Source organism: Burkholderia sp. HI2761 (assembly GCF_002223355.1).
Lineage (GTDB): Bacteria > Pseudomonadota > Gammaproteobacteria > Burkholderiales > Burkholderiaceae > Burkholderia.
On record NZ_NKFN01000001.1, the window covers coordinates 466,642 to 493,061 of the forward strand.

Below are 26,420 nucleotides of genomic sequence, written 5' to 3' on the forward strand. Positions count from 1 at the left end.
GCCTTCGTCGTGAAACCGGTCGCGAACCTGCCGTCGACGCTCAGTCGAGCGGCCAGACCTCGCGGCTTGCTGCCCTTACCGCCTGTGCCGAATCGAGCGCGAGCAGATCCTGCGCGCGCTGACGGCACAACTGGTAATCGAGACGGCGCACACGCGCCTTGATGCCCGGCACCGACACCGGGTCGACCGACAGTTCGGTCACGCCGAGGCCCACCAGGACCGGCACCGCCAGCGGATCGCCGCCGAGCGCGCCGCATACGCCGACCCACTTGCCGTGCTTCGCGGCGCCGCGCACCGCGATGTCGATCAGGCGCAGCACGGCCGGATGCAGGCCGTCGGACTGCGCGGCCAGGTCGGCCTGGCAGCGGTCCATCGCGAGCGTGTACTGGGTCAGGTCGTTGGTGCCGATCGACAGGAAATCCGCGTGCTGCGCGAGCTGGTCGGCCAGCAGCGCGGCCGACGGCACCTCGATCATCACGCCGACCTCGATCGGCTCGGTGCGGCCCTGCGCGCGCGCGAATTCGTCGATGCGCTTTCTCAACCGCACGATCTCGCCCGCGTCGGTCACCATCGGCAGCAGGATGCGCACCGCGCCGAACGGCTTCACCGCGAGCAGGCCCTGCAATTGATCGTCGAGCAGATCGGGGCGCACCTGCGCGAGACGGATGCCGCGCAGGCCGAGCGCCGGGTTCGGTTCGGGCGGCAGCGTCAGGTAGTCGACTTCCTTGTCCGCGCCGACGTCGAGCGTGCGGATGATCGCCGTGCGGCCCTGCAGCGCGTCGATGATCGACTGGTAGCTCTGCTGGTGTTCGACCGCCGTCGGCGCGGCCTGGCGATGGATGAACATCAGCTCGGTGCGCAGCAGGCCGACCGCGTCCGCGCCGTTGTCGACCGCGGTGTTCGCGTCGTCGAGCGTCGCGATGTTCGCGGCGACCTCGATCGCGCGGCCGTCGACCGTCGCGGCCGCCTCGCCGGCCTGTTGCCGGTTCGCCTCGCGCACGCCGTCCAGGCGCTGGCGCTCGTGCCGCGCGCGCTCGACGTCGAGCGCGGTCGGGGCATGTTCGAGCCGGCCCGCGCTCGCATCGACGACGACCTGCGTGCCGTCCGGAATCGCGTACAGCGCATCGCCGACCGCCACCAGCGCCGGAATGCCGAGCTGCCGCGCGATGATCGCCGCGTGCGACGTCGCACCGCCGCGCGCCATCACGAGCGCGGTCACGCGCTCGCGATCGAGCGACGACAGGTCGGACGGCGTAAATTCCTCGGCCGCGAGCACGGCCTCGTCGGGCAGCACACGCGCGGCGCCGTTCGTGTGGCCGAGCGCGCGCAGCACGCGTTTCTCGATGTCGCGCAGGTCGGCCGCGCGTTCGGCGAGCAGCGCGTCGTCGAGCTTCGACAGCGTGTCGATCTGCGTGCGGATCGTCGCGCGCCACGCGAAGCCCGCGCCCTTGCCGAGGCTGATCAGGTCGCGCGCCGCGTCGATCAGCGTCGGATCCTCGAGCAGCACGCGGTGCACCGCGAAAATCCCTGCTTCGCCGACCGCGCCGCGCGCCGAGGCGCTGCGTACCGTTTCGTCGAGTTCGGCGTCGACGGCCTTCAGCGCCTGATCGAGCCGTCGGCTTTCCGTAGCGGGCGTGCCGGATGCCTGCTCGGGCGGCACGATGTCCGCATCGTCGAGACGCACCAGCGCGCCGACCGCGATGCCGGGCGCCGCGCATACGCCCGCGAGCGTGTTCGGATCGATGGGTGCGCCGACGTTGCGTGCGACCGTCCGCGGCGCGGGCGATTTCAGCCGCGCCGGCTGTTCCTCGACTTCGCCGTGCGCTTCGCGCAGCAGCTCGCGCTCGACCGCATCGACGGCCTGTTGCGCGTGCGCGCCGCGGCCGACCAGTTCGACCGTCGCGCCTTCGCCGGCACCGAGGCCGAGCAGGCCGACGACGCTCGCGATCGACGCCTTGCGGCCATCGAACAGCACGTCGACGGCCGCGTCGAACCCGCGCACGGCTTCACGCGCCCGGGCCGCCGGCCGCGCATGCAGGCCGCCAGGCTGCGCGAGCACGATCTCGCGGCGCACTTCGTTGTGCGCGGCCGCGCCGGCCTGCGCCGCCTGCGCGGCGGCCTCGCCCTTGCCGCGCAGCGCGAGCAACGGCGTCTCGCCGGCGGTCGCGAAACCGCTCGCGCGATCGACCACCTCGAACGCGTCGGAATTCGCGATCGCGATCACCGACACGAGCGAATGCGCGTGGCGCGCCACCGTGTCCTGGTCGAACTCGATCAACAGCGCGCCCGCCTCGACGCGCGCGCCGGCTTCGACGTGCGCGATGAAGCCCTGCCCGTTCAGCTCGACGGTGTCGATGCCGATGTGCAGCAGCACTTCCGCGCCTTGCGGCGTCGTGATCGTCACCGCGTGGCCGGTGCGCGCCAAATGCGACACGACGCCCGCGCACGGCGCGACGAGCCGGCCCGCGAGCGGGTCGATGCCGATGCCGTCGCCGAACATCCCGCCGGAGAACACCGGATCGGGCACGTCGGCCAGGGCGACGATCGGCCCCGTCAACGGGCTGAGCAGAACGATCTGATCGGGGGTGGGGCTCTTCAACTGGGATTCCTCGGCGCGTCTCATCGGCTTTCTCGGCTATCAGTGCGTTTCGGTGACTTTGTTCAGGTGGCGCGGCGTGTCGGGATTGCGGCCGCGTGCGACGGCGAGATCCGCCGCCATCACGTAGAACGAAAGAATGGCGGCGATCGGGTCGAGCGCCGAATGGGCGGACTGCGCGAGCGGCAGCACGGTGCCCGATACGCCGGGCGTGCCGGCGGGCGCCGCGAGCAGCACGGCGGCGCCGCGGGCGCGCATGTCCGCGGCGAGCTGCAGCAGGCCGGCCTGCTCGGGCCCGGGCGGCGCGAACACGAGCAGCGGATAGTCGCGGTCGATCAGCTCCATCGGGCCGTGGCGCACTTCGGCGCTCGAGAACGCCTCGGCCTGGATGCCGGACGTTTCCTTCAGCTTCAGCGCGGCTTCCTGCGCGATCGCGAGGCCCAGGCCGCGGCCGATGACGATCATCCGTTCGACGCCCGCGAGCGCCGCGACGGCCTGCGACCAGTCGAGCCGGCCGGCCTGCGCGAGCACGTCGGGCAGGCCGCGCAGCGCGGTGATCAGCGCGGCGTCGCGCTGCCAGTACGCGACGATCTGCGCCGACAGCGACAGCATCGCGATATAGCTCTTCGTCGCGGCGACCGACAGTTCGGGGCCGGCGAGCAGCGGCAACTGATGCTCGCATGCGTCGGCGAGCGGCGACGGCAGGACGTTCACGGCGGCGACGGTTCGTGCGCCGGCTTCGCGCAGTGCGGCCATCGTATTGACGAGATCGGGGCTCTTGCCCGACTGGGAAAACGCGATCGCGAGCTGATCCTGCACCTTCAGCGGCGCCTGCTGCAGCGTCGCGACCGACATCGGCAGCGACGCGACCGGCACGCCGAGGCGGCTCATCGTCAGGCTCGCGAAATAGCTGGCGGCGTGATCCGAGCTGCCGCGCGCGACCGTCAAGGCGACGGCCGGCGGGTGGTCGAGCAACTGGCCGGCGAGCGCTTCGACGCGCGTGGTGTCGGCGATCTGCGCGGCGACGACCTGGGCGGACTCGCGCGCTTCCTTAAGCATATTCGACAATCGATTCTCCTTCGACGTAGGTCGCGGTGAGGTTCAGGTCGCGATCGAATACCGCGAGGTCGGCCCATGCGCCGCGCTCGAGGCGACCGCGATCGGCGACGCCGAGGTAGTCGGCCGCGTAGCGCGACATCCGGTTCGACACGTCGGCGAGCGGCAGGCCGAGCGACACGAGGTTGCGCAGCGCCTGGTCCATCGTCAGCGTGCTGCCGGCGAGCGTGCCGTCGGCGAGCCGCACGCCGCCGAGGCATTTCGTCACGTGCTGGCTGCCGAGCCGGTATTCGCCGTCGGGCATGCCGGTGGCGGACGTGCTGTCGGTCACGACGTACAGGCGCGGGATCGCGCGCAGCGCCGCGCGAATCGCGCCGGGGTGGACGTGCAGCAGGTCGGGAATGATTTCCGCGTATTCGGCATGCGCGAGCGCGGCGCCGACGAGGCCCGGGTTGCGGTGATGCAGCGGCGACATCGCGTTGAACAGGTGCGTGAAGCCGCATGCGCCGTGCTTGAGCGCGGCGACCGCGTCGTCGTAGGTCGCGAGCGAGTGGCCGAGCTGCACGCGCACGCCGCGCGCGGCCATCTCGCCGATGATCTCGATGTGGCCCGCGATTTCCGGCGCGAGCGTGACGACGCGGATCGGCGCGATCGACAGGTACTTCAGCACCTCATCGAGCACGGCCGACACGGCCGCGTCGGGCTGCGCGCCGAGCTTGCCGGGGTTGATGTACGGCCCTTCGAGATGCACGCCGAGCACGCGCGCGCCGCCCGGCGTGCGGGTGCGCGCGACGGTGCCGAGGTTCGCGACGACCTCCATCAGTTCGTCGCGCGGCGCGGTCATCGTCGTCGCGAGCAGGCTCGTCGTGCCGAATTGCGCGTGGGTGCGGACGATCGTTTCGATCGCGTCGCCGCCTTCCATCACGTCGGCGCCGCCGCCGCCGTGCACGTGCAGGTCGATGAAGCCGGGCAGGATGTACGGTGCGTCGTTCGTCGCGGGATCGGCGGGCGTGCCGTCGAGCGTGGTGATGCGGCCGTTCTCGCTATCGAGCGAGCCGTGAATCCAGCCGTCGGGGGTAAGGATGTTGCCAGTCAGCATGACGTTCTCTTGATGATCTGGTGACGCGGGCATCCGCGTCGTGATTTGCCAATTCGTTGCGATTCATCGCGCGCGATTGCGTTCCATCGCGCGTGGTGGCGGGCAGTCTCGCGCGTCAGCGTTTCAGTTCGGCGACGAAGTCGTAATAGTCGTCGCGGCAATACGTTTCGCTCATTTCGATCGCGCGCTGGTCGACGCCGTAGCCGATCCGCGTGATCACCAGCAGGGCCGAGCCCGGCTTCACCGCCATCCATTTCGCGATCGCGTGCGTCGCGTTCGCCGCGCGAAAGTGCTGCAGCGCGCGCACGACGGTCGTGCCGCGCGCCTCGAGGTATTCGTACAGCGACGCGCCGAGCACCTGCGGATCGGGCACCACCGCGGCGGGCAGCGTCGAATGCTCGACGGCCATCACGATGCCGTCCGCGCGGCGCAGCCGTTCGAGCCGCGCCACCGTCGCGCCCGGTGCGAGGCCGAGATGCGTGATCTCGTCGCGGCTCGCGGCGCGCAGCGTGCGCGACAGCCACACCGAATCGGGCACGAAGCCGCGCTGCCGCATCTTCGCGGTGAAGCCGACGAGATGCGACAGCGGATCGGCGACCCGCGGCGTGATGAAGCTGCCCGCGCCGCGCACCCGCTTGATCAGCCCCTGCTCCACCAGCAGCGCGAGCGCACGACGCGCGGTGATCCGCGACACGCCGATCGACACCGACAGCAGCCGCTCCGACGGCAGCGCCTCGCCGGCCCGCCACGCGCCTGCGTGGATCGCGCTCGCCAGCTTGCGGGCGAGCTGCAGATAGAGCGGCGTGTCGTCGAGGGGGTCGGGCGCCAGTTCGGACCAGCCGGTTTCCATGTGCCTCCGCGTGTCGGACGACGATCTCGGACCGTCGAAAGTGAACGCATTATATAACCACAATAATACCAGTCAACGAACTGGTATTAGCGTCGTGGAAATCGCCGAAAGCCTTGCGCGGCAAGCGTTTTAGTGCCGGTAAAGCCTTTGTTTACAATGCAGTGCGGGATAGGGATTTACCCGGGGTGGTATGCAAGGGGACGGTTCCAGTGCGCGATTCAGCCGGGTTTCGGGTGTGGATATGAGACCGAAATAGAACCAGTTGAGCCAACTGGTATGCATCGCCGGGCGGGCGCGCGGCGCGCGTCGGTGGAGTAGCCGGTGGACTGTCAGTGAAATTCCCGGCTCGACGTACGCAGGCCACCAAGCAGCGGCGTCAGATCCTCGAAATGCTGCGCGACGAGGTGCCTGACGTCGCTCGCGACCTGCCAGACGCCGGACACCGCGAGCAGCCGCGAATCGAGTGTTTCGCGACGCTGCCGCGCGAGCAGCTCGGGCCGGACGATCACGTTCACGCAGCCGGTTTCGTCCTCGAGCGTCATGAACATCACGCCTTTCGCGGTGCCCGGCATCTGCCGCGCGGTCACAAGCCCGCACGCGCGTGCAAGCCGGCCGTCGGGGCGGTCGTGCAGCTCTGCCGCGGACGACAGCCGCCGCGCGCGCAGCGCGGCCCGCAGCAACGCGACGGGGTGGCGGTTCAGCGTAAGGCCGGTGGTGTCGTAATCGGCGAGGATCTCGTCGGCTTCGGACGGTGCGCCGAGCGCGGGCTTGTCCGGTTCGTCGATCGGCGCGGCGGCGAGCAGGTCGCGCTCCGGCGCGGCGGCGACGGCCTGCCATAGCGCATCGCGGCGATGACCGGCGAGCGTCACGAGCGCGTTCGCGGCGGCGAGCGCTTCGAGGTCGCGGCGTTCGAGTTGCGCGCGGCGGGCAAGTTCGTCGACGTTCATGAATGGGCCGGTTGCGCGCGCGGTTTCGATCCGACGCGCGGCGGCTTCGCCGAAACCACTTACGAGCGACAGACCGAGCCGCACGGCGGGTTGCCCTTGCGGCGGCAGTTGGCCCGGTAACGCTTCGAGCGATGCATCCCAGCCGCTTTGCGTCACATCGATCGGCAAGACTTGCACGCCATGCCGCTTCGCGTCCTGCACGAGTTGGGACGGCGGATAAAAGCCCATCGGCTGACTGTTCAGCAGCGCGGCGAGGAAGATCGCCGGTTCGTGGCACTTGAGCCAACTGCTCGCATAAGCCAGTTTCGCGAAGCTCGCCGAATGGCTTTCGGGGAAGCCGTAATCGCCGAAGCCCTTGATCTGCTCGAAGATCTGTTCGGCGAATTCGGGCGGGTAGTCGCGCTCGCGCATCCCGTCGACGATCTTGCTGTGATATTGCTCAAGATTGCCCTTGCGTTTCCATGCGGCCATCGCGCGGCGCAATTTGTCGGCCTCGCCGGGCGTAAAGCCCGCCGCGATCATCGCGATCTGCATCACCTGCTCCTGGAAGATCGGCACACCCAGCGTGCGTTCAAGCGCCGGCTTCAGATCTTCCTTCGGGTAGCTGACCTTTTCGAGCCCCTGCCGCCGCTTCAGATACGGGTGCACCGCGCCGCCCTGGATCGGCCCCGGCCGCACGATCGCCACCTCGATCACCAGATCGTAATAAGTGCGCGGCCGCAGGCGCGGCAGCATCGACATCTGCGCGCGCGATTCGATCTGGAACACGCCGACCGTGTCGGCACGGCAGATCATGTCGTAGGTTGCTTTGTCATCCTGCGGAATGTGCTTCAGCGTGAACGGCTTGCCGTCCGGCTCCGGCGGCCCGCGCCACGCGGTGCGCAGGTCGAACGCGCGATGCAGCGCCGACAGCATGCCGAGCGCGAGCACGTCGACCTTCATCAGCCCGAGCGCTTCGAGATCGTCCTTGTCCCACTGGATCACGCGCCGCCCGTCCATGGCCGCGTTCTCGACCGGCACGAGCCGCGTGAGCTTGCCGCGACTGATCACGAAACCGCCCGAGTGCTGCGACAGATGGCGCGGGAAGTTGAGCAATCGCCCCGCCAGTTCGGCCCATGCGCGAATCATTGGCGTCGCGGGATCGAGCCCGGTCGACGAGAATTGCTGCAGCAAATCGCGGCTGCCGTCGAACCAGCGGTGCCCTTTCGCAACGCGATCGACCAGCATCGGATCGACGCCGAGCGCCTTGCCGACTTCGCGCAGCACGCCACGCGGACGATACGTCGAGACGGCAGCCGCGAGCGCGGCGCGATCGTGTCCATATTTTTTGTAGATGTGCTGAATCACCTCTTCCCGACGCTGATGCTCGAAGTCGACGTCGATATCGGGCGGCTCGCCACGTTCCGCGCTGATGAAGCGCTCGAACAGCATCGTGCTCTGCTCGGGATTCACCTCGGTAATGCCGAGGCAATAACAGACCACGGAGTTCGCCGCCGAGCCTCGCCCCTGACACAGGATGTTCTGGCTGCGCGCGTATTTGACGATGTCGTAGACGGTCAGGAAGAACGGTTCGTATTCCAGTCTTGCGATAAGCGCGAGTTCATACCGGATCTGCTTTGCCACGCTCTCCGGCACACCATTCCGATAGCGCCGGAATACGCCCGCCCACGTTTCCTGCCTCAGGTAACTGGTCGGCGTGTGCCCGCGCGGTATGAGTTCGAGTGGATACTCATACTTCAAATCACCAAGAAAGAAATGGCATTCATCGAGGATCGCGCACGTCTCGGCGATCTCGTCCGGCGAGAACAATTGCCCGATCCGCTGCCGCCCACGCAGATGCTGCTCCGCATTCGGTGCGAGCGCGTAGCCGCATTCCGACACCGGCATTCCGACCCGGATCGCCGTCATCACGTCCTGCAGCGGCTTGCATGAACGCCGGTGCATCGTCACGTCGCCAAGCGCGACGACGCGCACGCCGCGCCGCGCCCCGGCCTCGCGAATCTCGTCGCGCTGCACACCATCCAGCGCGCGCTGCAACTGCACGAGCCCGAGCCGCGCACGCTCGCCGAACGTCGCGCGAAACCACGCGACCTGCGCATCGAGCACGTTCGCGCGAACCGGATACGCCGGCACGAGGATCGCGAAGCAATCAGGCACGCCGCGCAAATGCGCGAATTTTTCGGGCGGCGCCGATAACATGCGCGACGTCAGTTGGTACGTGCCCTTCGGCGAGGCCATTCGTCGCCATGAAATCAGCTCCGACAGGTTGCCGTAACCCTCGCGGTTCTGCGCGAGCAACACGAGCCCGAACGCTCCGGGCCCCGGATCGTAGCCGGGTGGAACATCGTCCGGCGTCACCTCGAAGTACGAACCAACGATCAGCGGCAGCCCGGCCGCTTTCGCCGCGACATGCATGCGCGGCGCACCTGCGAGCGAGCATTCGTCGGTGATCGCGATCCCGCGATAGCCGAGTTTCAACGCACGCTCGACCAATTCGTCCGCATGCGACGCGCCATGCAGGAACGAAAAGTTCGAGCGGCAAAACAGCTCCACGTAATCGGGCAGCACACTGAATTCCGCATTCATCGCCGCTCACCCGAACAGCCCGTGCAGAAACCAGTGCGGGTCCGCCTGGCTGCTCGTCCGTTCCTTGAATACCCAATAGCACGCGCCCTCTTCGTCCTGCGCGACGCAGTAATCACGCTCGACCAGTTGACCGTCGAACCAACCCGCCTCGATCCGCTCGGGCGACGACATCATCCTGAGCGGCGTATGGAACACCGGCCGCTCCCCGCGCATCAACAGCGGCAGCGGCTCAGCCAGCAACCACACGGGACGCGGCGGCGCGGCGGGTAGCGCGACGGCCGGCTTGCCCGCCTGCGCATCGAGCGGCAACCAGCGGTTCGCGGCCTCGGGCCGATGATCGGCCACCGGCGCCGCACGCAGCACATTCTCCGCGCCGAGCCGCGCGACCAGCAGCTCGAACAACCGCTCGCGGGTTTCCCGCGTACCGCCCGGCTCGGGAAAAAGATCGTCGGCCGGCGGTGCGACCGATTCGACGCGCGTGGCCTTCAGACGCACCGCGATCACCGCGGCCGGCAACTCGACGCGTGCGAGCCGCTCGCCGAGCAGCCGCATGAAATGCACCTCGTCGCGCACGGGTGCGGCGAACGCGAGTTCCAGCGGTGTCGGCGGCACGGCCTGTCGGCCGCGCTCGTGCTCGAGATCGAACGTCATCGCGGCCAGCGACAGTTGCCGCGCGGCCAGCCAGCCGCATAGCTGCACGACGAGCCGCCGCGCGGCGAACAGCACGGCCTCCGCGTATTCGACACGCTCCGGCAATTCGAGCCGCACATCGAACACGGGCGGCACCGCCATCCATGCGAGCGGCTCGACCGCGTCGCCGTACGCGCGATCGAGCGCGGCCAGCAGCGCGGGACCGCAGCGCCGCTGCAGCCCCGCGCGCGGCAGGCGGCGCAGATCGGCGAGCGTGCGACAGCCGAGACCGTCGAACCAGCCTGCATACGGACGCGCATCGGGCAACAGCACGCACGGCAGCCCGTCGAGCGTGCGGACGAGTGACGCGGGGCCGGCCACCCGGCGCCGGATCCGCGCACGAGCCGATACGCGCGCCAGCAGCCATGCGCCGCATCCGGTCGGTGCGGCGGACAGGCGCGCGGCATAGCCGAGCGTCGCAAGCGTCGCCCGCACCTGGCGACACAACGACGGCAGGCCGCCGAACAGCCGCAGGCTCGGGCCGACGTCGACGATGAGCGTGGCTTCGCTGTCGAGCGCGACGCACGGCGAAAAGCGCAGCAGCGCGAGCGCGACCGCGCGCAGCGCATCGGCTTCGCGCGCGGGATCGCGTTCGACGAGTTGCGTGTCGGGCGCGAGCGTGAGCACGCCGCCGCGCTTCATGCCCGCGCGCACGCCCTGCCGGCGCGCGGCCGCATCGGCGATCAGCACGACACCCTGTTCGAGCACCGCGCAGCCTGCGTCGTCCGCCTCGCCTGCATCGCTTGCGTCGCCCGCGCTGCCGTCAGACGGCGGCGGGGCGCACACGTCGAGCGGCAGGCGCGGCAGATGGATGCCGAGCAAGACGCGCATAGCGGCTCTCCACGATGGGCGACGGCAAATCGAGCACGAGCGGCTCGCCGCGCGCGGGCCCGCGACGCTTGACGATGTCGAGCGACACGCCGCCCGGCACCGGATACAGCGCGACGCGCAGCACGGCCGGCGACGGTTGCCGCGCGGCCGACAGCGGCCGCAGCATCACGAACAGCGTGTCGCCCGTGCGCGCGGCCGCGAGATGCAGGCGCCGCAGCGCATCGGGCCGCGCGTCCTGCCAGAGCAGCAGCGCACCGCAACAGCCGGTCTTGAGCGCCTGCTCGGCGGCCCACAGCGCATCGGTGCGGCTTCCCGCGCGCAACCACAGCAGCGCGTCGGCCGGCACGCCTAGACTGGCGAGCGCACTCGCATGCGGCGCTTGCGGCGGGGCGATGAGCGCGAGCGGCCGCCGGACGCTGACGCTGTGGGCGAGCGCGGGCGCAAGCAGCCGCATCTCGCCGCAGCCCGGCTGCGCGGCCAGCAGTTCGACGAGCCCGCCGATCGGCCAGCCGCCGCCGGGCAGTTCGGCGGACAGCGATGCAAAGCCCGTGTCGATCGTGCGCGGACCGCCGCGCGCGAGTTGCGAACCGCGCCAGAGCGACGGATGAAGGGATTCAGGAGAAATGGAGGATGCGAGCATGACGCCACCCACAACTGTATGGATATACAGTATATGGCAATGCGCTCGCGTCGCACAGCGCCGGTGCGAAACCGGTTTTTGTCAGATGAAAAGCATGCGGAAAGCCAATGCGCGCGTCTGATCGGGCCCGACCGAATCGCCCGCCCAGACGTCCTCGATGACTATCCGGCCCGGTGCGCGATGCTCAGGCCGGACCGGCAGGAACCGGCCAGCCTCCCCGGCCGGCCGGCGCGATGCAACACCCCGCATCGTGCCGGCCACACGTCCCGGGTCACCCCAGCAGCAGCGCGTCGTCGTCGAGCTGCTCGTGCCGCACCTTCTCGAACATCTGCAGCAGGTCCGGCACGTCGAGTCCCTTGCGCTCGTCGCCCGACACGTCGAGCACGACCTGCCCCTGGTGCAGCATCACCGTGCGGTCGCCGTAGTCGAGCGCCTGCCGCATGCTGTGCGTGACCATCATCGTCGTCAGCTTGCTGTCGGCGACGATGCGCGCGGTCAGCTCCAGTACGAACGCGGCCGTCTTCGGGTCGAGCGCGGCCGTGTGCTCGTCGAGCAGCAGGATCCGCGACGGCCGCAGCGACGCCATCAGCAGGCTCACGGCCTGCCGCTGCCCGCCCGACAGCAGCCCGATCCGGTCGGTCAGCCGGTTTTCCAGCCCGAGGTTCAGGAGCCGCAGCTTGTCGCGGAACAGCTCGCGCGACGGGCGATCGAGCGCGGCCCGGAAACCGCGCCGCACGCCGCGCGCCATCGCGAGCGCCATGTTCTCCTCGATCGTCAGCGCCTCGCAGGTGCCGGCCATCGGATCCTGGAACACGCGCGCGACGAGGTGCGCACGGTCCCACGCGGCCTTGCGCGTCACATCCGTGCCGTCGATCGCGATGCGCCCCGAATCGACGCGCTGATCGCCGCTGACCGCATTGAGGAAAGTCGACTTGCCGGCGCCGTTCGAGCCGATCACCGCGACGAACTGGCCGTCCGGAATCTCGAGCGACAGCCCGCGCAGCGCGCGTGTCTCGATCGGCGTGCCGGGATTGAACGTGAGTTTCAGGTCTTGTGCGGACAGCATGTCATGCCCCTCCATTCTTGCGCGCGAACAGCTTCTTGCGCGTCGCCGGCAGCACCAGCGCGATCGTGACGAGCGCGGCCGTCACGAGGTTCAGGTCCTGCGCCTTCAGGCCGATGAATTCGCTGTTCAACGCGAGCGCGATGAAGAAGCGGTAGACGATCGCGCCGAGCACGACGGCGAGCGTCGTCAGCACCAGCCGGCGCGCGGGCAGCAGCGTCTCGCCGATGATCACCGCGGCCAGCCCGATCACGATCGTGCCGATCCCCATCGAGATGTCGGCGCCGCCCTGCGTCTGCGCGAACAGGGCGCCCGCGAGCGCGACGAGCGCGTTCGACAGCGCCATCCCGGCGAGCGTCGCGCGGCCGGTCGCGATGCCTTGCGCACGCGCCATCCGCGGATTCGCGCCGGTCGCGCGCATCGCGAGGCCGAGCTGCGACGAGAAGAACCAGTCGAGGCCGAGCTTCGCGATCACGACGACGATCGCGAGCAGCGCCGGGCGCAGCACGTAATCGGGCATCCAGTCGGGCTGCAGCATGGTGAACAGCGTCGGCTCGGTGATCAGCGGCACGTTCGGCCGGCCCATGATCCGCAGGTTCACCGAGTAGAGCGCGATCATCATCAGGATACTGGCGAGCAGATCCATGATCTTCAGGCGCACGTTCAGCCAGCCTGTGACGAAGCCGGCCAGCGCGCCCGCGACGATCGCGAGCAGCGTCGCGGAAACCGGGTCGTAGCCGGCGGAGATCAGCGTCGCGGCGACGGCGCCGCCGAGCGGAAAGCTGCCGTCGACGGTGAGGTCGGGGAAGTTGAGGATGCGAAACGAGATCAGCACCCCGAGGGCGACGAGGCTGAAGATCAGGCCGATCTCCAGTGCACCCAGAAACGAGAACAGAGACATGATGGGGAAATCCTGTTGCTTCCCGGCCGGACGTGTACGGCCGGGTGAAGCGAACAGGCGGCCCCGGGTGGGAGCCGCCCGTCCGGCGATATCGTCGAGACCCCGATCGGGCCCGCAAGCGCGGCGGTCGGGCCGCGGCTTACTTGATGACCGTCTTCGCGTCCTTCACGAGATCCGGCGCCAGCGTGACGCCCTGCTTCGCGGCCGCGCCGGTGTTCACGAACAGTTCGAGGTTGCTGCTCGTCTCCGATGCGATTGCGCCCGGCTTCTCGCCCTTCAGGATCCGCGCGACGACCTTGCCGGTCTGGCGGCCCAGATCGCCGTAATTGATGCCGAGCGCCGCGATGCCGCCGCGCTTCACGCTGTCGGTGTCGCCGGCGACGAGCGGAATCTTCGCTTCGTTCGCGACCTTCACCAGCGCTTCGTACGCGGACACGACGTTGTTGTCCGTATTCGTGTAGATCACGTCGACCTTGCCGATCAGGCTCTTCGCGGCCGGGCCGATGTCGACGGTGCGCGGCGCGGCCGCTTCCTTGAGCGTCATCCCCTGCTTCGCGAGCAGTTCCTTGAGCGCCTTCACGACGACGACCGAGTTCGCCTCGCCCGGGTTGTAGACCATGCCGACCGTCTTCGCATTCGGCACGACGCGCTTGATCAGCGCGACCTGGCGATCGAGCGGCAGCTTGTCGGACACGCCCGTCACGTTCGTACCCGACGGGCCCCAGCCTTTCACGAGCTGCGCGGCGACCGGGTCGGTCACGCCCGAGTAGACGACCGGCACGCTCTTCGTCGCCGCGACGACCGACTGCGCGGCCGGCGTCGCGATCGCGACGATCACGTCGGGACGGTCGCCGACGAACTTGCGCGCGATCTGCGCGGCCGTGCCCGTGTTGCCCTGTGCGCTCTGGTATTCCCATTTGAGCTTGTCGTCGCCGTAGCCTTGCGCCTTCAGTTCGGCGCGCACGCCGTCGCGGATCGCGTCGAGCGCCGGATGATCGACGATCGACAGTACCTTGACCGTCTGCGCGTGCGCGGCGCCGGCCAGCGCGAGTGCGGCCGCGCCGGCCGTGATCGAGCGGATCGCGAAAGTCTTGAAACGATTCATGGGTGAGTCTCCCCCGTATTGTGTCGGTTCTGGATGATGGATTCCCGCCGCCGTCATGCGGGCGTCGCCGCACATGCAACACGGCGGCGGCCGGCCCATGCGCCCCGGGAAGGCGTGCAGCGGCGAACGCATGAGGATACCATTTCAGCAGACCACCGCCTGACTCCGAGCTTTCGCGCGAGCGGCCGATGCGCGGCACCGCCGCACCGCCATGAAATGCCTGGAAAGCCCGGCCAACGGCGCTCCGCGCCGGTCCCGACGCAACGCGTCAGCCGCGTTCACAGCTTTACGTTATGCTGTCCGCCGACCCGATCCACTCTATCGGAGAGGACATGAAACGAACGATTCGTGCGATCGCATTCGCGGCCGTCGCGCTGACATTGCCGGGAGCGGCATTCGCGCTGACCGACGGCAGCGCGCAATACGACGACTGCATGCTCAATGCGCTGCGCGAGAGCCGCAACGGTGCCGCCGCGCAGCTGATCCAGCGCTCGTGCGACGCGCTGTACCGCAACAACGCGATGCTGCTGCCGCGCGAACGGCGCTTTCACGAGTGCGTCGTGCAATCGCTGCCCGGCGTGCGCGACAACTACGCGATCCAGCAGATCATGTCGATCTGCTCGCGGCGCGGCGAGATGTGAGCTTGCCGTAAACACTGGCGGCCGGTCGGTGGTCCGTTCGTACAAAGGGCCTGCGCGATGCAGGCCCTTTCGTTTCGGCGAAATTCTTTGGATGAAGTGCCGTGCCGGAATCGACGCGGGGCGCGCCGGCCAAGCCCGGAAGCAGTCAGCCGTAGAGCCAGCGCCCTGCTTTTGCCGAGGCAATCAGCATTCGAACGTTCAAATCCGGCACGTGGTGAATCGCTTTTTTCTTGAACGGATTGATCAAGTCAAAGAGCGACAAATCATCTTCAGGGTAGTATTTTTTTACATCGAATTCGCTCACATCAACATTGAATTCGACAGAATACTCCCGCATCATCTCCTCCACTTCGATAGCATCAAAATCGAGATCAAGATCCAGATCCGTGTTCTCCGTTATATCCGGAGTGACCTGCCCCCGGTTTTAGTCCGAACTGCAGTTAGAGTCCGAGGTTAAAAACTGCTGTTTTGCATCGTGCGCCCGAGCGAACTGCGCAGGCGTCAGATAGCCGAGCGAACTATGAGGCCGCTCGGTGTTGTACTCGATACGCCATTCCTCAATCAGCCGCTTGGCGTGGCGCATTGAGACGAACCAGTGCTCGTTCAGGCATTCGTCGCGGAACCGCCCGTTGAAGCTCTCGATATAGGCATTTTCCACCGGCTTGCCAGGCCGAATGAACGACAGCGTGACACCGGCTTCGTAGGCCCATGCATCCAGCACCTTACCAGCGAACTCCGGCCCATTGTCGACCGTGATGGATGCGGGTAAGCCTCGCATCTCCTTGAGCCGCTCGAGCACTTGCTGCACTCGTAAGCCCGGCAGCGATGTATCGACCTCGATGGCCAAGCACTCGCGCGTGTAGTCGTCGACCACGTTCAGGCATCGAAACCGCCGACCATAGGCCAGCCCGTCAGAAACGAAGTCCATCGACCAGCTCTGATTCGGGCCTGTTGGTAACGGCAGCGGCGTGCGCTCGACAGCCGCAATACGCTTGCGTCGCCGCTTGCGCACGCTCAGCCCCGCCTTGCTGTACAGGCGCCAGATGCGCTTGTGGTTGGCGAAGCAGCCATCCCGCTGCAACAGCACGTGAATCCGGCGATAGCCGTAGCGGCGCTTCTGCGCGGCGATGGCCATCATCCGGCCAGTCAGCGCTTCGTCATCAACTCGGCGGCGTGATTCGTAGTGGAACAGCGAGCGCGAAATCCCTACCAGCCCGCAGGCCCGGGTAACACCCATGGCACGTTCGGTCATCAATATCCGGACCGCTTCGCGCTTGGCCTGCGGGCTTGCTACTTTCGAGCCAGCAGGTCCTTCAGCGCGGCGTTGTCGAGCATTGATTCGGCCAACAGGCGCTTGAGCTTGTTGTTCTCCTGCTCTAGTTCCTTCAAGCGCTGCGCTTCGGAGACCGTCATCCCGCCGAACTTCGCTTTCCAGTTGTAGTAGGTCGCTTCCGAGATGCCGTACTTGCGGCACAGCTCCGCCGGCTTCAGGCCAGCCTCGGCTTCCTTCAAGATGCCGATGATTTGTTCTTCGGTGAATCGCTTTTTCATTGCCGTTCCTCTCTGGAACGGACTCTACACCGTCACCGTACTAAATGCGGGGAGCAGGTCAGGAGCCCTCGTCGACATGGAAAATCCCGACCTCCTTCTCACGAACTCGATTACCCTCCCCTCGATATCTACCATAGCCTGTCGCCCTCCGTTGCCAACCTGTTGTAGTGACTCACCGTCTTGCAGGTGATGATCGAGATATCGCCCGCAAGAATCACCCAACCCAGCACGGGGATTGTTCTACCCACAAAGGTTCCGATATTCCTGACCAGTCTGATTTTTACGTTTCGCACCGGTCCCCCTACAATCGTTGGCAATTTCACTCCAAACGGGAATCGAGCCTTCTGAAAAATTCTTCTCGAGTATTGACTGGCCCGCGAAGTTCCCTTTATTGCTCCGGCAGGCTTTACCCTGGTCGTCAAACTGTTTTCACCCAGCAAAATCATTCCAACGACACCGCATCGCCAACTCCCAACTGATTCATGGTCTCGTCAACCATGATCCAGAAAAATAGCTCCCCGGCCCCCAGACCGCTCATCCCGTAATAATGGTAATTGCCATTCGATTTTTCGGTGGCCATTCAAACTCCTCACGCATGATTATTGAGTTGCCAGCCTACCGAGTCGTGTCGACTACTGCACCGAAAAATTTCTTTCGTTTTCGCGCTTACCCTCTCGGCAAAGACGACGAAATATTGCCGGCATCCTCGCCCCTCGACACGGCAGGAAGCGCTGGCGCGGCACACAGCGCGGGAAGTGGTGAGGAGTGAATGCACGGCTCTACATTAGACGCATGGTGTAGAAGGTCGATGTCAATGCAACAGACCGTTACCAATCTCGTTATCGACGACATCGCCGCCCCAATTTCGATTCGTTATTTTCGCGCCGCTTGCGTAAATAAAACATAAAACGTGTGAAAGCCGAATCGGGCCATGTCCGCCAGGCGGCACCGCGATGCTCTTCCCATCGCATAAAAAAGGCCTGCACGCGTGCAGGCCTTCCTTCGTTCAAGTGCGGATTCGCGTTCAGAACGACGCGACCATCGATCCCTTGAACTGCTTCTTGATGAACTCCTTCACTTCCGGCGACTGGTACGCCTTGACCAGCTTCTTCACCCACGGCTGATCCTTGTCCTTCGCGCGCACGGCGATCAGGTTCGCGTACGGGCTCGTCAGCGCTTCGAGCGCGATCGCGTCCTTGGTCGGCTGCAGGTTCGCGGCGAGCGCGTAGTTCGTGTTGATCACGGCTGCGTCGACGTCCGACAGCACGCGCGGCAGTTGCGCGGCGTCGAGTTCGGAGATCTTCAGCTTCTTCGGGTTCTCGGCGATGTCGAGCACCGTCGCGTTGTTGCCGCCCGTGCCCGCGCCGGCCTTCAGCTTGATCACGCCTTGCGTCTGCAACAGCAGCAGCGCGCGGTTCTCGTTCGACGGATCGTTCGGCACCGCGAGCTTCGCGCCTTGCGGCAGATCCTTCAGCGACTTGAATTTCTTCGAATACACGCCGATCGGCGAAATGTACGTCAAGCCGGCGCTGACGATCTTGTAGCCGCGCTGCTTCACCTGGCTGTCGAGGTAGGGCTGGTGCTGGAAGCTGTTCGCGTCGAGGTCGCCCGAATCGAGCGCCGCGTTCGGCTGCACGTAGTCGTTGAACTCGATGACCTTCACGTTCAGGCCTTCCTTCTCTTTCGCGACCTTCTGCACGACTTGCCACACTTCCGAATCCGGGCCGGCGACCGTGCCGACCTTGATCACCTTGTCTTCGGCGTGCGCGCCTGCCGACAGCGTCAGCGCGGCACCGGTAGCCAGCACGGAAAATACCTTCAGGAGACTGCGACGCTTCATCTGTTTCTCGCTTTCTTGCTTACTTGAAATGGGGCGCGATACGGGTATGCCCCGACTCGCAGGAAGGGCCAAATGGTGTCACAGGATCGACGGGAAGTGAAATACATCCCGCTCATATGGGTATGCACCGGCGCAGTGCTTTGGCGGCCGATGCACGACCCGGCCGTTAGTTGCATTTCCTTCTCGGTGCTTTATCCCATCGGCCGACATGCGTCACGCCGCCACCGTCTCGTTGGCCGCCTGTGCGCCGAAGGCCGGTTCGGCCGCCCGCGCGCCGGTCCCGCGCGGCGACGGGCCGCCGGTATTGCCGACCCGAAATGCGCCGACCGCGTCACGCAGCCGCGCGGCCTGTTCCTGCAGCGATGCGGCCGCCGCGGCGGCTTCCTCGACCAGCGCCGCGTTCTGCTGGGTCACCTGGTCCATCTGCGTGACCGCGCGCCCGACCTGCGTGATGCCGCTCGCCTGCTCCTCGGACGCGGCCGCGATCTCGCCCATGATGTCGGTCACGCGCGCGACCGCCTGCAGGATTTCGCCCATCGTCGTACCGGCCTGGCCGACCAGCGTCGAGCCGTTGCGCACGCGCTCGACCGAATCGACGATCAGCTCGCGGATCTCCTTCGCAGCCGTCGCACTGCGCTGCGCGAGCGAGCGCACCTCGCCCGCGACCACCGCGAAGCCGCGGCCCTGCTCGCCCGCGCGCGCGGCCTCGACCGCCGCGTTCAGCGCGAGGATGTTGGTCTGGAACGCGATGCCCTCGATCACGCCGATGATGTCGGCGATCTTGCGCGAGCTGTCGTCGATCTCGCCCATCGTGCCGATCACGCGGTTCACGACGTCGCTGCCCGTGCGCGCGATGTCCGACGCATTGTTCGCAAGCCCGCTCGCCTGCCGCGCGTTGTCGGCATTCTGCTTCACCGTCGCGGTCAGTTGCTCCATGCTCGCGGCCGTTTCCTCGAGCGACGCGGCCTGCTCCTCGGTGCGCTGCGACAGGTCGTCGTTGCCGGCCGAGATCTGGCGGCTCGCCGACGCGATCGCTTCGGCCGACTGGCGAATCCCGCCGATCGTCGCCTGCAGTCGCGCCTGCATGTCGTGCATCGCGGCCATCATGCTCGTGCGGTCGCCCGCGCGCACCGGCACCGGCTGCGTCAGGTCGCCCTGCGCGATGCGCGCCGCGAGCGCAGCCGCTTCGTCCGGCTCGCCGCCGAGGCTGCCGCGCACGTTGCGGATGATCACCAGCATCGCCGCGCTGATCACGAGGCCGATCACGAACACCACGGCCAGATGGCCGAGCAGCGTCCGGTAGTAGACGGTGTCGATGTCCTTCAGGAACACGCCGCTCGAGATGTTCCAGTCCCACGGCGCGAACCGCGTGACGTAGCTGATCTTCGGCACGGCCGTCTCGCTGTGCGGCAGCCGCCCGCGATATTCGGCGAACCCGCTGCCGGTCGCCTTCGCCGCGTTCAGAATCGTCACGAACAGCGGCTTGCCGTCCGGATCGAGATAGTCGCCGACCTGCGTGTCGACGAGCTTCGGCAGCGTCGGATGCATCAGCACGACCGGCTTCGAATCCATCACGAACACATAGCCCGAATCGCCGTAGCGCATCGCGGCGAGGCGTGCGAGCGCGTCGCGCTTCGCGTCGGCCTCGGGCAGCGCGCCGTTCTGCGCGAGCGTGTAATAGGCCTTCACGATGCCCGCCGCCGAGTCGACGAGATTCGCGATGCCGGCCTTGCGTTCGGCGAGCATCGTCGCGCGCGTCTCGTAGGCGCTCCATGCGCCGACGCCCAAAAGACCGATCCATACCAGCGCAAGCGCGAGCCACAGCTTGCGGTTCAAACTCATTCTGCTCATCTGTGTGCCTCTGTCGATGTCGATGCATCCGACGCGCGAACGGCCTGTCGCGCGCAAACGGTTGCTCCTTCATTTACGGCAGCGAGGCTTACATCTTGAATACACGTCGCCGCGGCGAACCGGCGAGCGACGGGCACGCCGCCCGTCGCGAGGCCGCGCCGGCGCGACAGCCCGCGTCCGCTGTGCTAAAAAGACCGGCCGGCCGGTGCGCGAAGCGCCGGCATCATTCCAGGGCCATCCATGTACGTCATCGACATCCACTACACCGCGTCGCTCGAGCGCATCGACGACGCGCTCGAACGCCACCGTGCGTACCTGCAGCCGCAGTTCGACAAGGGCATCTTCATCGCGGCGGGGCCGAAGGTGCCGCGCGAAGGCGGGGTGATCCTCGCGGCCCGCATCGATCGCGACGCGCTCGACGCGATCCTCGAGACCGACCCATTCGTCACCGAGGGGCTCGCCACGTATCGCGTGACGGAATTCCGGATCACGCGCGCCGCCTCCGGCTTCAACGTGCCGGCGCTGCCGTAACGCGACTTCGGCGCGACGCGCGCGCATGCCGACGCGCCGCCCGACGGGCGGCGCATGCACACAACGATGAGGGAAAGAAAACGTGACGACGCAGGACGGCCGTCACGCGATCGCCGGGCCGGGCGCCCGGCGGCTGCCGGTCAGTCGACCAGCAGCTTCAGGTCGTGGGCCCACGGGGCCGGGCCCTGGCCGTCGCGCACGAACAGGCGCAGCTTGCCGTCGCGGTCGAACACGTAGCTCGCGGCCGTGTGATCCATCGTGTAGCTGCCGGGCGTCTTGCCGGGCACCTTCGCGTAGTACACGCGGAAATCCTTCGTGACTTTCTTGAGCTGCGCTTCGTCGGCCGGCCGCAGGCCGATGAACGACGGATCGAACGCGGGCACGTACTGGCCGAGCAGCGCCGGCGTGTCGCGCTCCGGATCGACGGTGACGAACAGCACCTGCACGCGCTTCGCGGCATCCGGCCCGAGCTGCTTCAGCGCCTCGGACAATTCGGCCATCGTGGTCGGGCACACGTCCGGGCAATGCGTATAGCCGAAGAACATCACGACGGCACGGCCCTTGAAGTCGGCGAGAGTGCGGATTTTGCCGGTCGTATCGGGCAGCGAAAAGTCGCTGCCGAACTGCGTGTTGCCGGTGATGTCGAGATTCTGGAATTTCGGCGCATTGTCGCATCCGGCGAGCAGCAGCGCTGCCGAGAATGCGCACGCGAGCATCCAGCCCTGGCGCGCGCGGCGCCCAAACCGTGATTGGAGCATTGCGTTCAAACCGTGCGGTTACACGCCGAGCAGCGGGCGTGCATAGTGATCGACGAGCAGCGCGGCGAACAGCAGCGACAGATAGACGATCGAGTAGCGGAAGGCCTTGCGGGCGAGTGCGTCCGAATAGTCGCGATGGATCTTCCACGCATACGCGAGGAACACCGCGCCGAGCAGCACCGCGCTCGTCAGGTAGACGACCCCGCTCATCCCGGAGATGAACGGCATCAGCGTGACCGCGAACAGGATCACCGTGTACAGCAGGATGTGCAGCCGCGTGAACTTCTCGCCGTGCGTGACGGGCAGCATCGGCAGCCCGGCATTCTCGTAATCCTTGCGGCGATAGAGCGCGAGCACCCAGAAATGCGGCGGCGTCCATACGAAGATGATCAGCACGAGGATCCACGCGTCGCCCGGCACCGCGCCGGTGACCGCGGCCCAGCCGAGCGCCGGCGGCATCGCGCCCGACGCGCCGCCGATCACGATGTTCTGCGGCGTCATCGGCTTGAGCAGCAGCGTGTAGATCACCGCGTAGCCGACGAACGTCGCGATCGTCAGCCACATCGTCAGCGGGTTCGTGAACGTATAGAGCGTCCATGCGCCGACGCTGCCGAGCACCGCCGAGAACAGCAGGATCTGCGGCGTGGTGATCTCGCCGCGCGCGGACGGGCGCCACGCGGTGCGGCGCATCATCGCGTCGATCTTCTGCTCGACGAGGCAGTTGATCGCGAACGCGGCGCCGGCCAGCAGCCAGATGCCGACGGTGCCGCCGATCAGCACATGCCACGGCACCATGCCCGGCGTCGCGAGGAACATGCCGATCACCGCGCAGAACACCGCGAGCTGCGTGACACGCGGCTTCGTCAGCGCCATGTACTGGGAAAAGCGGTTACCGGACGATTGGGAGAGGGTGCTTTGCATGGGGGCGGTCACGCCGGGGCGGCGTCGCGCGCAGGCAGCGCGACACGGCCGGGGCGACTTGAAAGGATGCGAAAGTTTAACATGACGACGAGCAGCAGCAGGATCGCGGCCCCGCCGTTGTGCGCGACCGCCACCGGCAGCGGCCACTGCAGCACGATGTTGGTCAGGCCCGTCACGAACTGCAGCAGGACGACCAGCAGCACGCCGTTCGCGGGCCGCCGCAGCGATTCGAAGCGGCGCATCTTCAGCGCGAACGCGACCAGATACGCGACCACGACGAACGCAAACGTGCGGTGCGTCCAGTGGATCGCGACCAGCGCGTCCTGCGTGATCGCGTCGCCGTCCTTCGTCATCCCGAGCGCGCGCCACAGGTGGAAGCCGTGCTGGAAATCCATCGGCGGAATCCACTGGCCGTTGCAGGTCGGGAAGTCGGTGCACGCGAGCACCGCGTAGTTGGTGCTCACCCAGCCGCCGAGCGCGATCTGCACGACCAGCAGCACGAGCGCCGCGAGCGCGGCCGCACGGTAACGCCCGGCCTCCGGGTCATGTGACGGCAGCGGGGTCTGCCGCGCCGCGAGCCAGCCCAGCGTGCCGAGCAGCGTGAGGCCGAGCAGCAGGTGGATCGTGACGATCACCGGCTGCAGCTTCATCGTGACCGTCCATGCGCCGAACGCACCCTGCACGAGAATCAGCAGCAGCAGGCTCGTCGGCCACCACGGCGACACGTGCAGCGGGCGGCGGCGCAGCCGCGCGGCCCACGCGATCACCACCTGCGCGATGATCAGCACGCCGATCGCCATCGCGAAATAGCGGTGGATCATCTCGATCCACGCCTTCGTCATGCTGACCGGCCCGGTCGGCATCGCCTGGTGCGCGGCCGTGATCGCCGCGTGCGCGATGAACGGCGACGACGTGCCGTAGCAGCCGGGCCAGTCGGGGCAGCCGAGCCCGGAATCGGTCAGCCGCGTGAAGCCGCCGAACATCACGAGGTCGAGGGTCAGGAACGTGGTGATCCATACGAGCTTGCGGAACTTGTCGTCGTCGGCCTTCACCCACACGTACGACAGCGGCAGCAGCGCGATGCACAAGCCGATCAGGCCGAGTTGCAGTAGATACGACATCGGAATGGTGCCTCGTTCTCTTGCCTTAACCGATGCTCGACCACTTCAGCAGCTTCGTCACGTCCGACTTGATCTTGCTGGGATTCGGGTCTTTCGGGAAACGCATCATCAGGTTGCCGTTCGGATCGACCATGTAGATGTGGTCGCTGTCCTTCGTGCCGGCATCGGCCGGCAGCCACGCGGCCACCGCGGCCGGATCGGCGACGAGCCGGCGCGTGTCCGGATACGCGTCCAGCACCTTTTGCGGCGTCGCGCCCGCATCGCTGCGCAGCCACACCATCGTGATCCGGTGCCGCTCGCCCGCCTGCGTGACGCGGATCTGGCGCATGAAATAGAGCTTCTGCGCGCAGGCGTCGTCGCACGCGCTGCGGTCGGTCATCACGAACAGCCAGACACCGCGCAGCGACGACAGCGGCACCGTCTTGCCGGTTTCGTCGGTGACCTGCAGATCCGCCGGGATCGGGCGCTGCGGCTCGATCAGCGTGCCGTAGTTCGTCGATCCGCCCTTCGGCTTGATCACGTAATAGGTGAAGTACGACGCGATCATCGGTGCGGCGCACACGAGACCCAGCAGCACGAGCATCCAGCGGCCGCGCTTGCGGGCCGCGGGCGACACCGGCGCAGCGGCCGGACCTTGACGGGAAGATTGCATGGACAAATCAGACCTCTCGAAACGAACCCGCGGCGCCGGCGCCGCGTCCTGGCATGACGCTCACGCGCCGGCCGACTTCTTCGCCGCACGCCGCGCGGCGTACAGGCCGAAGCCGAGCGCGGCCGCCGCCATCGCCCACCACTGAAACATATAACCGTAATTGCGCTCGACGCCGGTCGTCGCCGCCGGCCAGTCGCGCACGAGCTTGTCGCCGTCATCGCTCGTCTGCTGGATCACGAACGGCTGCAGCGGCAGCCCGGTTTCCTTCGCATACGCGGCGACATCGAGGTTCTGCCGGATCTTCTGGTGCGCGGCCGACCCGCCTTCGCCGAGCTCGAACGCGCGCGACGCATCGGCGCGCGCGATGCCGACGATCTCGACGTCGCCCGCCGGTGTCGCGAACGGCTCGATCGCCGTGCGATCGGCGACGTTGCGCGGCAGCCAGCCGCGGTTCACGAGCACGACGCCGCCGCCCGTGAGTTTAAACGGCATCACGACGTAAAAACCCGGCTGGTCGTTATACGGCCGATTGTCGAGGAACACCGCTTGCTCGGGCATGAAACGGCCTTTTGCCCGCACGCGATGAAACTCGATCGACCCGAGCGGAACCGGCTGCGCGCCGATATCGACCGGCGCCGCCTGCTCGTAGCGCGCGATGCTCGCCTGCAGCGCTTCCTTCTGGTGCGCGCGGTCGCGTTGCCAGAAACCGAGACGGATCGTGACGGCGACGACGACGAGAATCAGCAGCGCGGGCAGCCAGCGAATCTTCATCGTGCGCCCCGCCCGGCACATGCGCGAAAGCGAAGTGCGATAATTATCCTCTTCCTTTCGAATTGCCGTCGTCCGGTTCGTGTCATGCACATACTCGTTCCCATCGCCTTCGTCCTCATCATCGCCAGCATGGGCTCGGCGCTCTACTTCATGATGCACGACCGCGGCCATACGAAGCGCATGGTCTGGTCGCTCGCCACCCGCGTCGGGCTGTCTGTGTCGCTGTTCCTGTTCATCCTGTTCGCGAACTGGATGGGCTGGATCCATTCGACCGGCCTGCCGATCGGACGTTGATGCCGTTGCCGTGCCGGCGGCCGTCACCGCTGTGACATTTCGCCGCACGGCCGCGCCACCAAGCAAAAGCGCCGCCTGACTGAGTCGCGGCGGCGCCGGGGTGGTGGCGCCCGCGGCTTCGCCGCCGCGCCCACCCACCAATGAAAACGGCCCGCGCATCGCTGCGCGGGCCGTTTTTCCATTTACAGCCAGTAGACGACGACGTACAGGCCGAGCCAGACGACGTCGACGAAGTGCCAGTACCACGCGGCGCCTTCGAAGGCGAAGTGATGATCGGGCTTGAAGTGGCCGCGGATCATCCGCACCAGCACCACCGCGAGCATCGTGCCGCCGAGGAACACGTGGAAGCCGTGGAAGCCGGTCAGCAGGAAGAACGTCGAACCGTACACGCCCGAGTTCAGCGTCAGGTTCAGTTCGTTGTACGCGTGGTAGTACTCGAAGCCCTGCAGGAACAGGAAGCAGATCCCGAACACGAGCGTCGCGGCCAGCCAGGCAATCGCCTTCTTGCGATGATCGTCGCGCAGCGCGTGGTGTGAGATCGTCAGCGTCACGCCCGACGACAGCAGGAACGCGGTGTTCAGCGTCGGGATCGGCCACGGGCCCATCGTCTTGAAGTGACCGGCGAGCGCGGCGGGGCCTTCGTTCGGCCACACGGCGGAGAAGTCCGGCCAGATCAGCTTGTAGTCGAGGCTGCCGAGCTGGTGCAGCGCGATTTCACGCGCATAGAACAGCGCGCCGAAGAACGCGCCGAAGAACATGACTTCCGAGAAGATGAACCAGCTCATGCTCCAGCGGTACGACTTGTCGACGTTCTTGCCGTAATGACCGCCCTCCGATTCGGCGATCGCGTCGCCGAACCAGTGATACAGCGTGAAGAGCAACCACAGCAGGCCGAGCAGCGCCGTAAACGGCGCCCAGTCGTGACCGTTGATCCACAGCGCTACCGACCCGAGCATGACCAGCAGGCCGATGGCCGCGCTGATCGGATGCTGCGACGGATGCGGCACGAAATAGTACGGGGTCTGGTTTTGACCGCTCATGCTTGATTCTCCACTTCAGTCCAATTTGTGTACCGGAAACCGCTCCGGCTTTATTTCTTGCGCGGCGAGACCGCCGCCGCGCTTT

General features: G+C 66.9%; 25 protein-coding genes. 3 read left to right on the forward strand and 22 right to left on the reverse strand.

Going from position 1 to position 26,420, the window contains the following annotated elements; translation table 11 throughout:
- Positions 1-40: 40 nt before the first annotated feature.
- The 10 genes from ptsP to CFB46_RS02255 all read right to left on the reverse strand — a co-directional run bounded on the left by ptsP (position 41) and on the right by CFB46_RS02255 (position 14,364).
- Positions 41-2,623, reverse strand: coding sequence for a phosphoenolpyruvate--protein phosphotransferase (gene ptsP / locus CFB46_RS02210; protein ID WP_027785486.1), 2,583 nt, complete (start codon positions 2,621-2,623; stop codon positions 41-43).
- Between the two features lie 15 nt (positions 2,624-2,638).
- On the reverse strand, positions 2,639-3,655 hold the full coding sequence (locus tag CFB46_RS02215; RefSeq protein ID WP_027785487.1) for an SIS domain-containing protein: 1,017 nt from the start codon (positions 3,653-3,655) through the stop codon (positions 2,639-2,641).
- Complete coding sequence (gene nagA, locus CFB46_RS02220; protein ID WP_027785488.1) at positions 3,648-4,751, reverse strand: N-acetylglucosamine-6-phosphate deacetylase; 1,104 nt, start codon at positions 4,749-4,751, stop codon at positions 3,648-3,650. The genes CFB46_RS02215 and nagA overlap by 8 nt, the downstream gene beginning before the upstream one ends.
- 115 nt (positions 4,752-4,866) lie before the next feature.
- Positions 4,867-5,601 (reverse strand): GntR family transcriptional regulator, encoded by a 735-nt coding sequence (locus CFB46_RS02225; RefSeq protein ID WP_027785489.1) that lies wholly within the window; start codon positions 5,599-5,601, stop codon positions 4,867-4,869.
- Positions 5,602-5,930: 329 nt separating this feature from the next.
- Positions 5,931-9,134: an error-prone DNA polymerase gene (locus CFB46_RS02230; RefSeq protein ID WP_089499164.1), complete on the reverse strand. Its 3,204-nt coding sequence runs from the start codon at positions 9,132-9,134 to the stop codon at positions 5,931-5,933.
- A 6-nt stretch (positions 9,135-9,140) separates the two neighbouring features.
- Entirely contained in the window at positions 9,141-10,655 is a 1,515-nt protein-coding gene (locus tag CFB46_RS02235) for a Y-family DNA polymerase (RefSeq protein WP_089499165.1), read from the reverse strand.
- Positions 10,588-11,295, reverse strand: a complete 708-nt coding sequence (imuA, locus tag CFB46_RS02240; RefSeq protein ID WP_089499166.1) for a translesion DNA synthesis-associated protein ImuA — start codon at positions 11,293-11,295, stop codon at positions 10,588-10,590. The genes CFB46_RS02235 and imuA overlap by 68 nt, the downstream gene beginning before the upstream one ends.
- Positions 11,296-11,566: 271 nt before the next feature.
- Positions 11,567-12,361 carry an ABC transporter ATP-binding protein gene (locus CFB46_RS02245; protein WP_089499167.1) on the reverse strand — a complete coding sequence of 265 codons (795 nt, stop codon included), beginning with the start codon at positions 12,359-12,361 and terminating at the stop codon, positions 11,567-11,569.
- A 1-nt stretch (position 12,362) separates the two neighbouring features.
- Positions 12,363-13,259: an ABC transporter permease gene (locus CFB46_RS02250; RefSeq protein WP_027785494.1), complete on the reverse strand. Its 897-nt coding sequence runs from the start codon at positions 13,257-13,259 to the stop codon at positions 12,363-12,365.
- 139 nt (positions 13,260-13,398) lie between these two features.
- A complete protein-coding gene (locus tag CFB46_RS02255; protein WP_089499168.1) occupies positions 13,399-14,364 on the reverse strand; it encodes an ABC transporter substrate-binding protein in 966 nt (321 codons plus the stop codon).
- A gap of 332 nt (positions 14,365-14,696) precedes the next feature.
- Between CFB46_RS02255 and CFB46_RS02260 the strand changes: the two genes are divergently transcribed.
- Positions 14,697-15,005, forward strand: coding sequence for a VF_A0006 family four-cysteine protein (locus CFB46_RS02260; protein ID WP_089499169.1), 309 nt, complete (start codon positions 14,697-14,699; stop codon positions 15,003-15,005).
- A gap of 145 nt (positions 15,006-15,150) precedes the next feature.
- On the opposite strand, the gene CFB46_RS02265 is transcribed toward CFB46_RS02260, so the two are convergent.
- The 6 genes from CFB46_RS02265 to CFB46_RS02285 form a co-directional block, all read right to left on the reverse strand.
- Complete coding sequence (locus tag CFB46_RS02265; RefSeq protein ID WP_089499170.1) at positions 15,151-15,405, reverse strand: DUF1493 family protein; 255 nt, start codon at positions 15,403-15,405, stop codon at positions 15,151-15,153.
- 24 nt (positions 15,406-15,429) lie between these two features.
- Positions 15,430-16,556, reverse strand: a protein-coding gene (locus CFB46_RS02270) for an IS3 family transposase (protein ID WP_089499171.1) whose coding sequence is annotated in 2 segments (ribosomal slippage) — positions 15,430-16,316 and positions 16,316-16,556 — 1,128 coding nt in all. Because the reading frame shifts where the segments join, the coding sequence is not laid out codon by codon here.
- Between the two features lie 128 nt (positions 16,557-16,684).
- Positions 16,685-17,002, reverse strand: a complete 318-nt coding sequence (locus tag CFB46_RS36835) for an STM2901 family protein (RefSeq protein WP_373558179.1) — start codon at positions 17,000-17,002, stop codon at positions 16,685-16,687.
- On the reverse strand, positions 16,999-17,136 hold the full coding sequence (locus CFB46_RS36290) for a hypothetical protein (protein ID WP_227789626.1): 138 nt from the start codon (positions 17,134-17,136) through the stop codon (positions 16,999-17,001). The genes CFB46_RS36835 and CFB46_RS36290 overlap by 4 nt, the downstream gene beginning before the upstream one ends.
- A gap of 444 nt (positions 17,137-17,580) precedes the next feature.
- Positions 17,581-18,396: a MetQ/NlpA family ABC transporter substrate-binding protein gene (locus tag CFB46_RS02280; protein WP_006477742.1), complete on the reverse strand. Its 816-nt coding sequence runs from the start codon at positions 18,394-18,396 to the stop codon at positions 17,581-17,583.
- Positions 18,397-18,609: 213 nt separating this feature from the next.
- On the reverse strand, positions 18,610-20,247 hold the full coding sequence (locus CFB46_RS02285; RefSeq protein WP_089499172.1) for a methyl-accepting chemotaxis protein: 1,638 nt from the start codon (positions 20,245-20,247) through the stop codon (positions 18,610-18,612).
- Positions 20,248-20,487: 240 nt separating this feature from the next.
- On the opposite strand from CFB46_RS02285, the gene CFB46_RS02290 reads away from it, so the two are divergent.
- Positions 20,488-20,778, forward strand: a complete 291-nt coding sequence (locus CFB46_RS02290; RefSeq protein WP_012329263.1) for a YciI family protein — start codon at positions 20,488-20,490, stop codon at positions 20,776-20,778.
- Positions 20,779-20,918: 140 nt separating this feature from the next.
- Here CFB46_RS02290 and CFB46_RS02295 read toward each other — a convergent pair whose 3' ends face one another.
- Genes CFB46_RS02295 through CFB46_RS02315 form a run of 5 tightly spaced genes read right to left on the reverse strand, consistent with a single transcriptional unit; the run spans position 20,919 to position 25,001 of the window.
- Entirely contained in the window at positions 20,919-21,536 is a 618-nt protein-coding gene (locus tag CFB46_RS02295) for an SCO family protein (protein ID WP_089499173.1), read from the reverse strand.
- Positions 21,537-21,554: 18 nt separating this feature from the next.
- Positions 21,555-22,457 carry a heme o synthase gene (cyoE, locus tag CFB46_RS02300; RefSeq protein ID WP_027785500.1) on the reverse strand — a complete coding sequence of 301 codons (903 nt, stop codon included), beginning with the start codon at positions 22,455-22,457 and terminating at the stop codon, positions 21,555-21,557.
- 8 nt (positions 22,458-22,465) lie between these two features.
- A complete protein-coding gene (locus CFB46_RS02305) occupies positions 22,466-23,578 on the reverse strand; it encodes a COX15/CtaA family protein (RefSeq protein ID WP_027785501.1) in 1,113 nt (370 codons plus the stop codon).
- Positions 23,579-23,603: 25 nt separating this feature from the next.
- Complete coding sequence (locus tag CFB46_RS02310; protein ID WP_027785502.1) at positions 23,604-24,230, reverse strand: SCO family protein; 627 nt, start codon at positions 24,228-24,230, stop codon at positions 23,604-23,606.
- Positions 24,231-24,290: 60 nt separating this feature from the next.
- Positions 24,291-25,001, reverse strand: coding sequence for an SURF1 family protein (locus CFB46_RS02315; protein WP_193727301.1), 711 nt, complete (start codon positions 24,999-25,001; stop codon positions 24,291-24,293).
- 84 nt (positions 25,002-25,085) lie between these two features.
- On the opposite strand from CFB46_RS02315, the gene CFB46_RS02320 reads away from it, so the two are divergent.
- Complete coding sequence (locus tag CFB46_RS02320) at positions 25,086-25,295, forward strand: twin transmembrane helix small protein (RefSeq protein WP_006752055.1); 210 nt, start codon at positions 25,086-25,088, stop codon at positions 25,293-25,295.
- Positions 25,296-25,477: 182 nt separating this feature from the next.
- Here the strand turns inward: CFB46_RS02320 and CFB46_RS02325 are convergent, their stop codons facing one another.
- Positions 25,478-26,335, reverse strand: coding sequence for a cytochrome c oxidase subunit 3 (locus CFB46_RS02325; protein ID WP_027785504.1), 858 nt, complete (start codon positions 26,333-26,335; stop codon positions 25,478-25,480).
- Positions 26,336-26,420 lie beyond the last annotated feature (85 nt).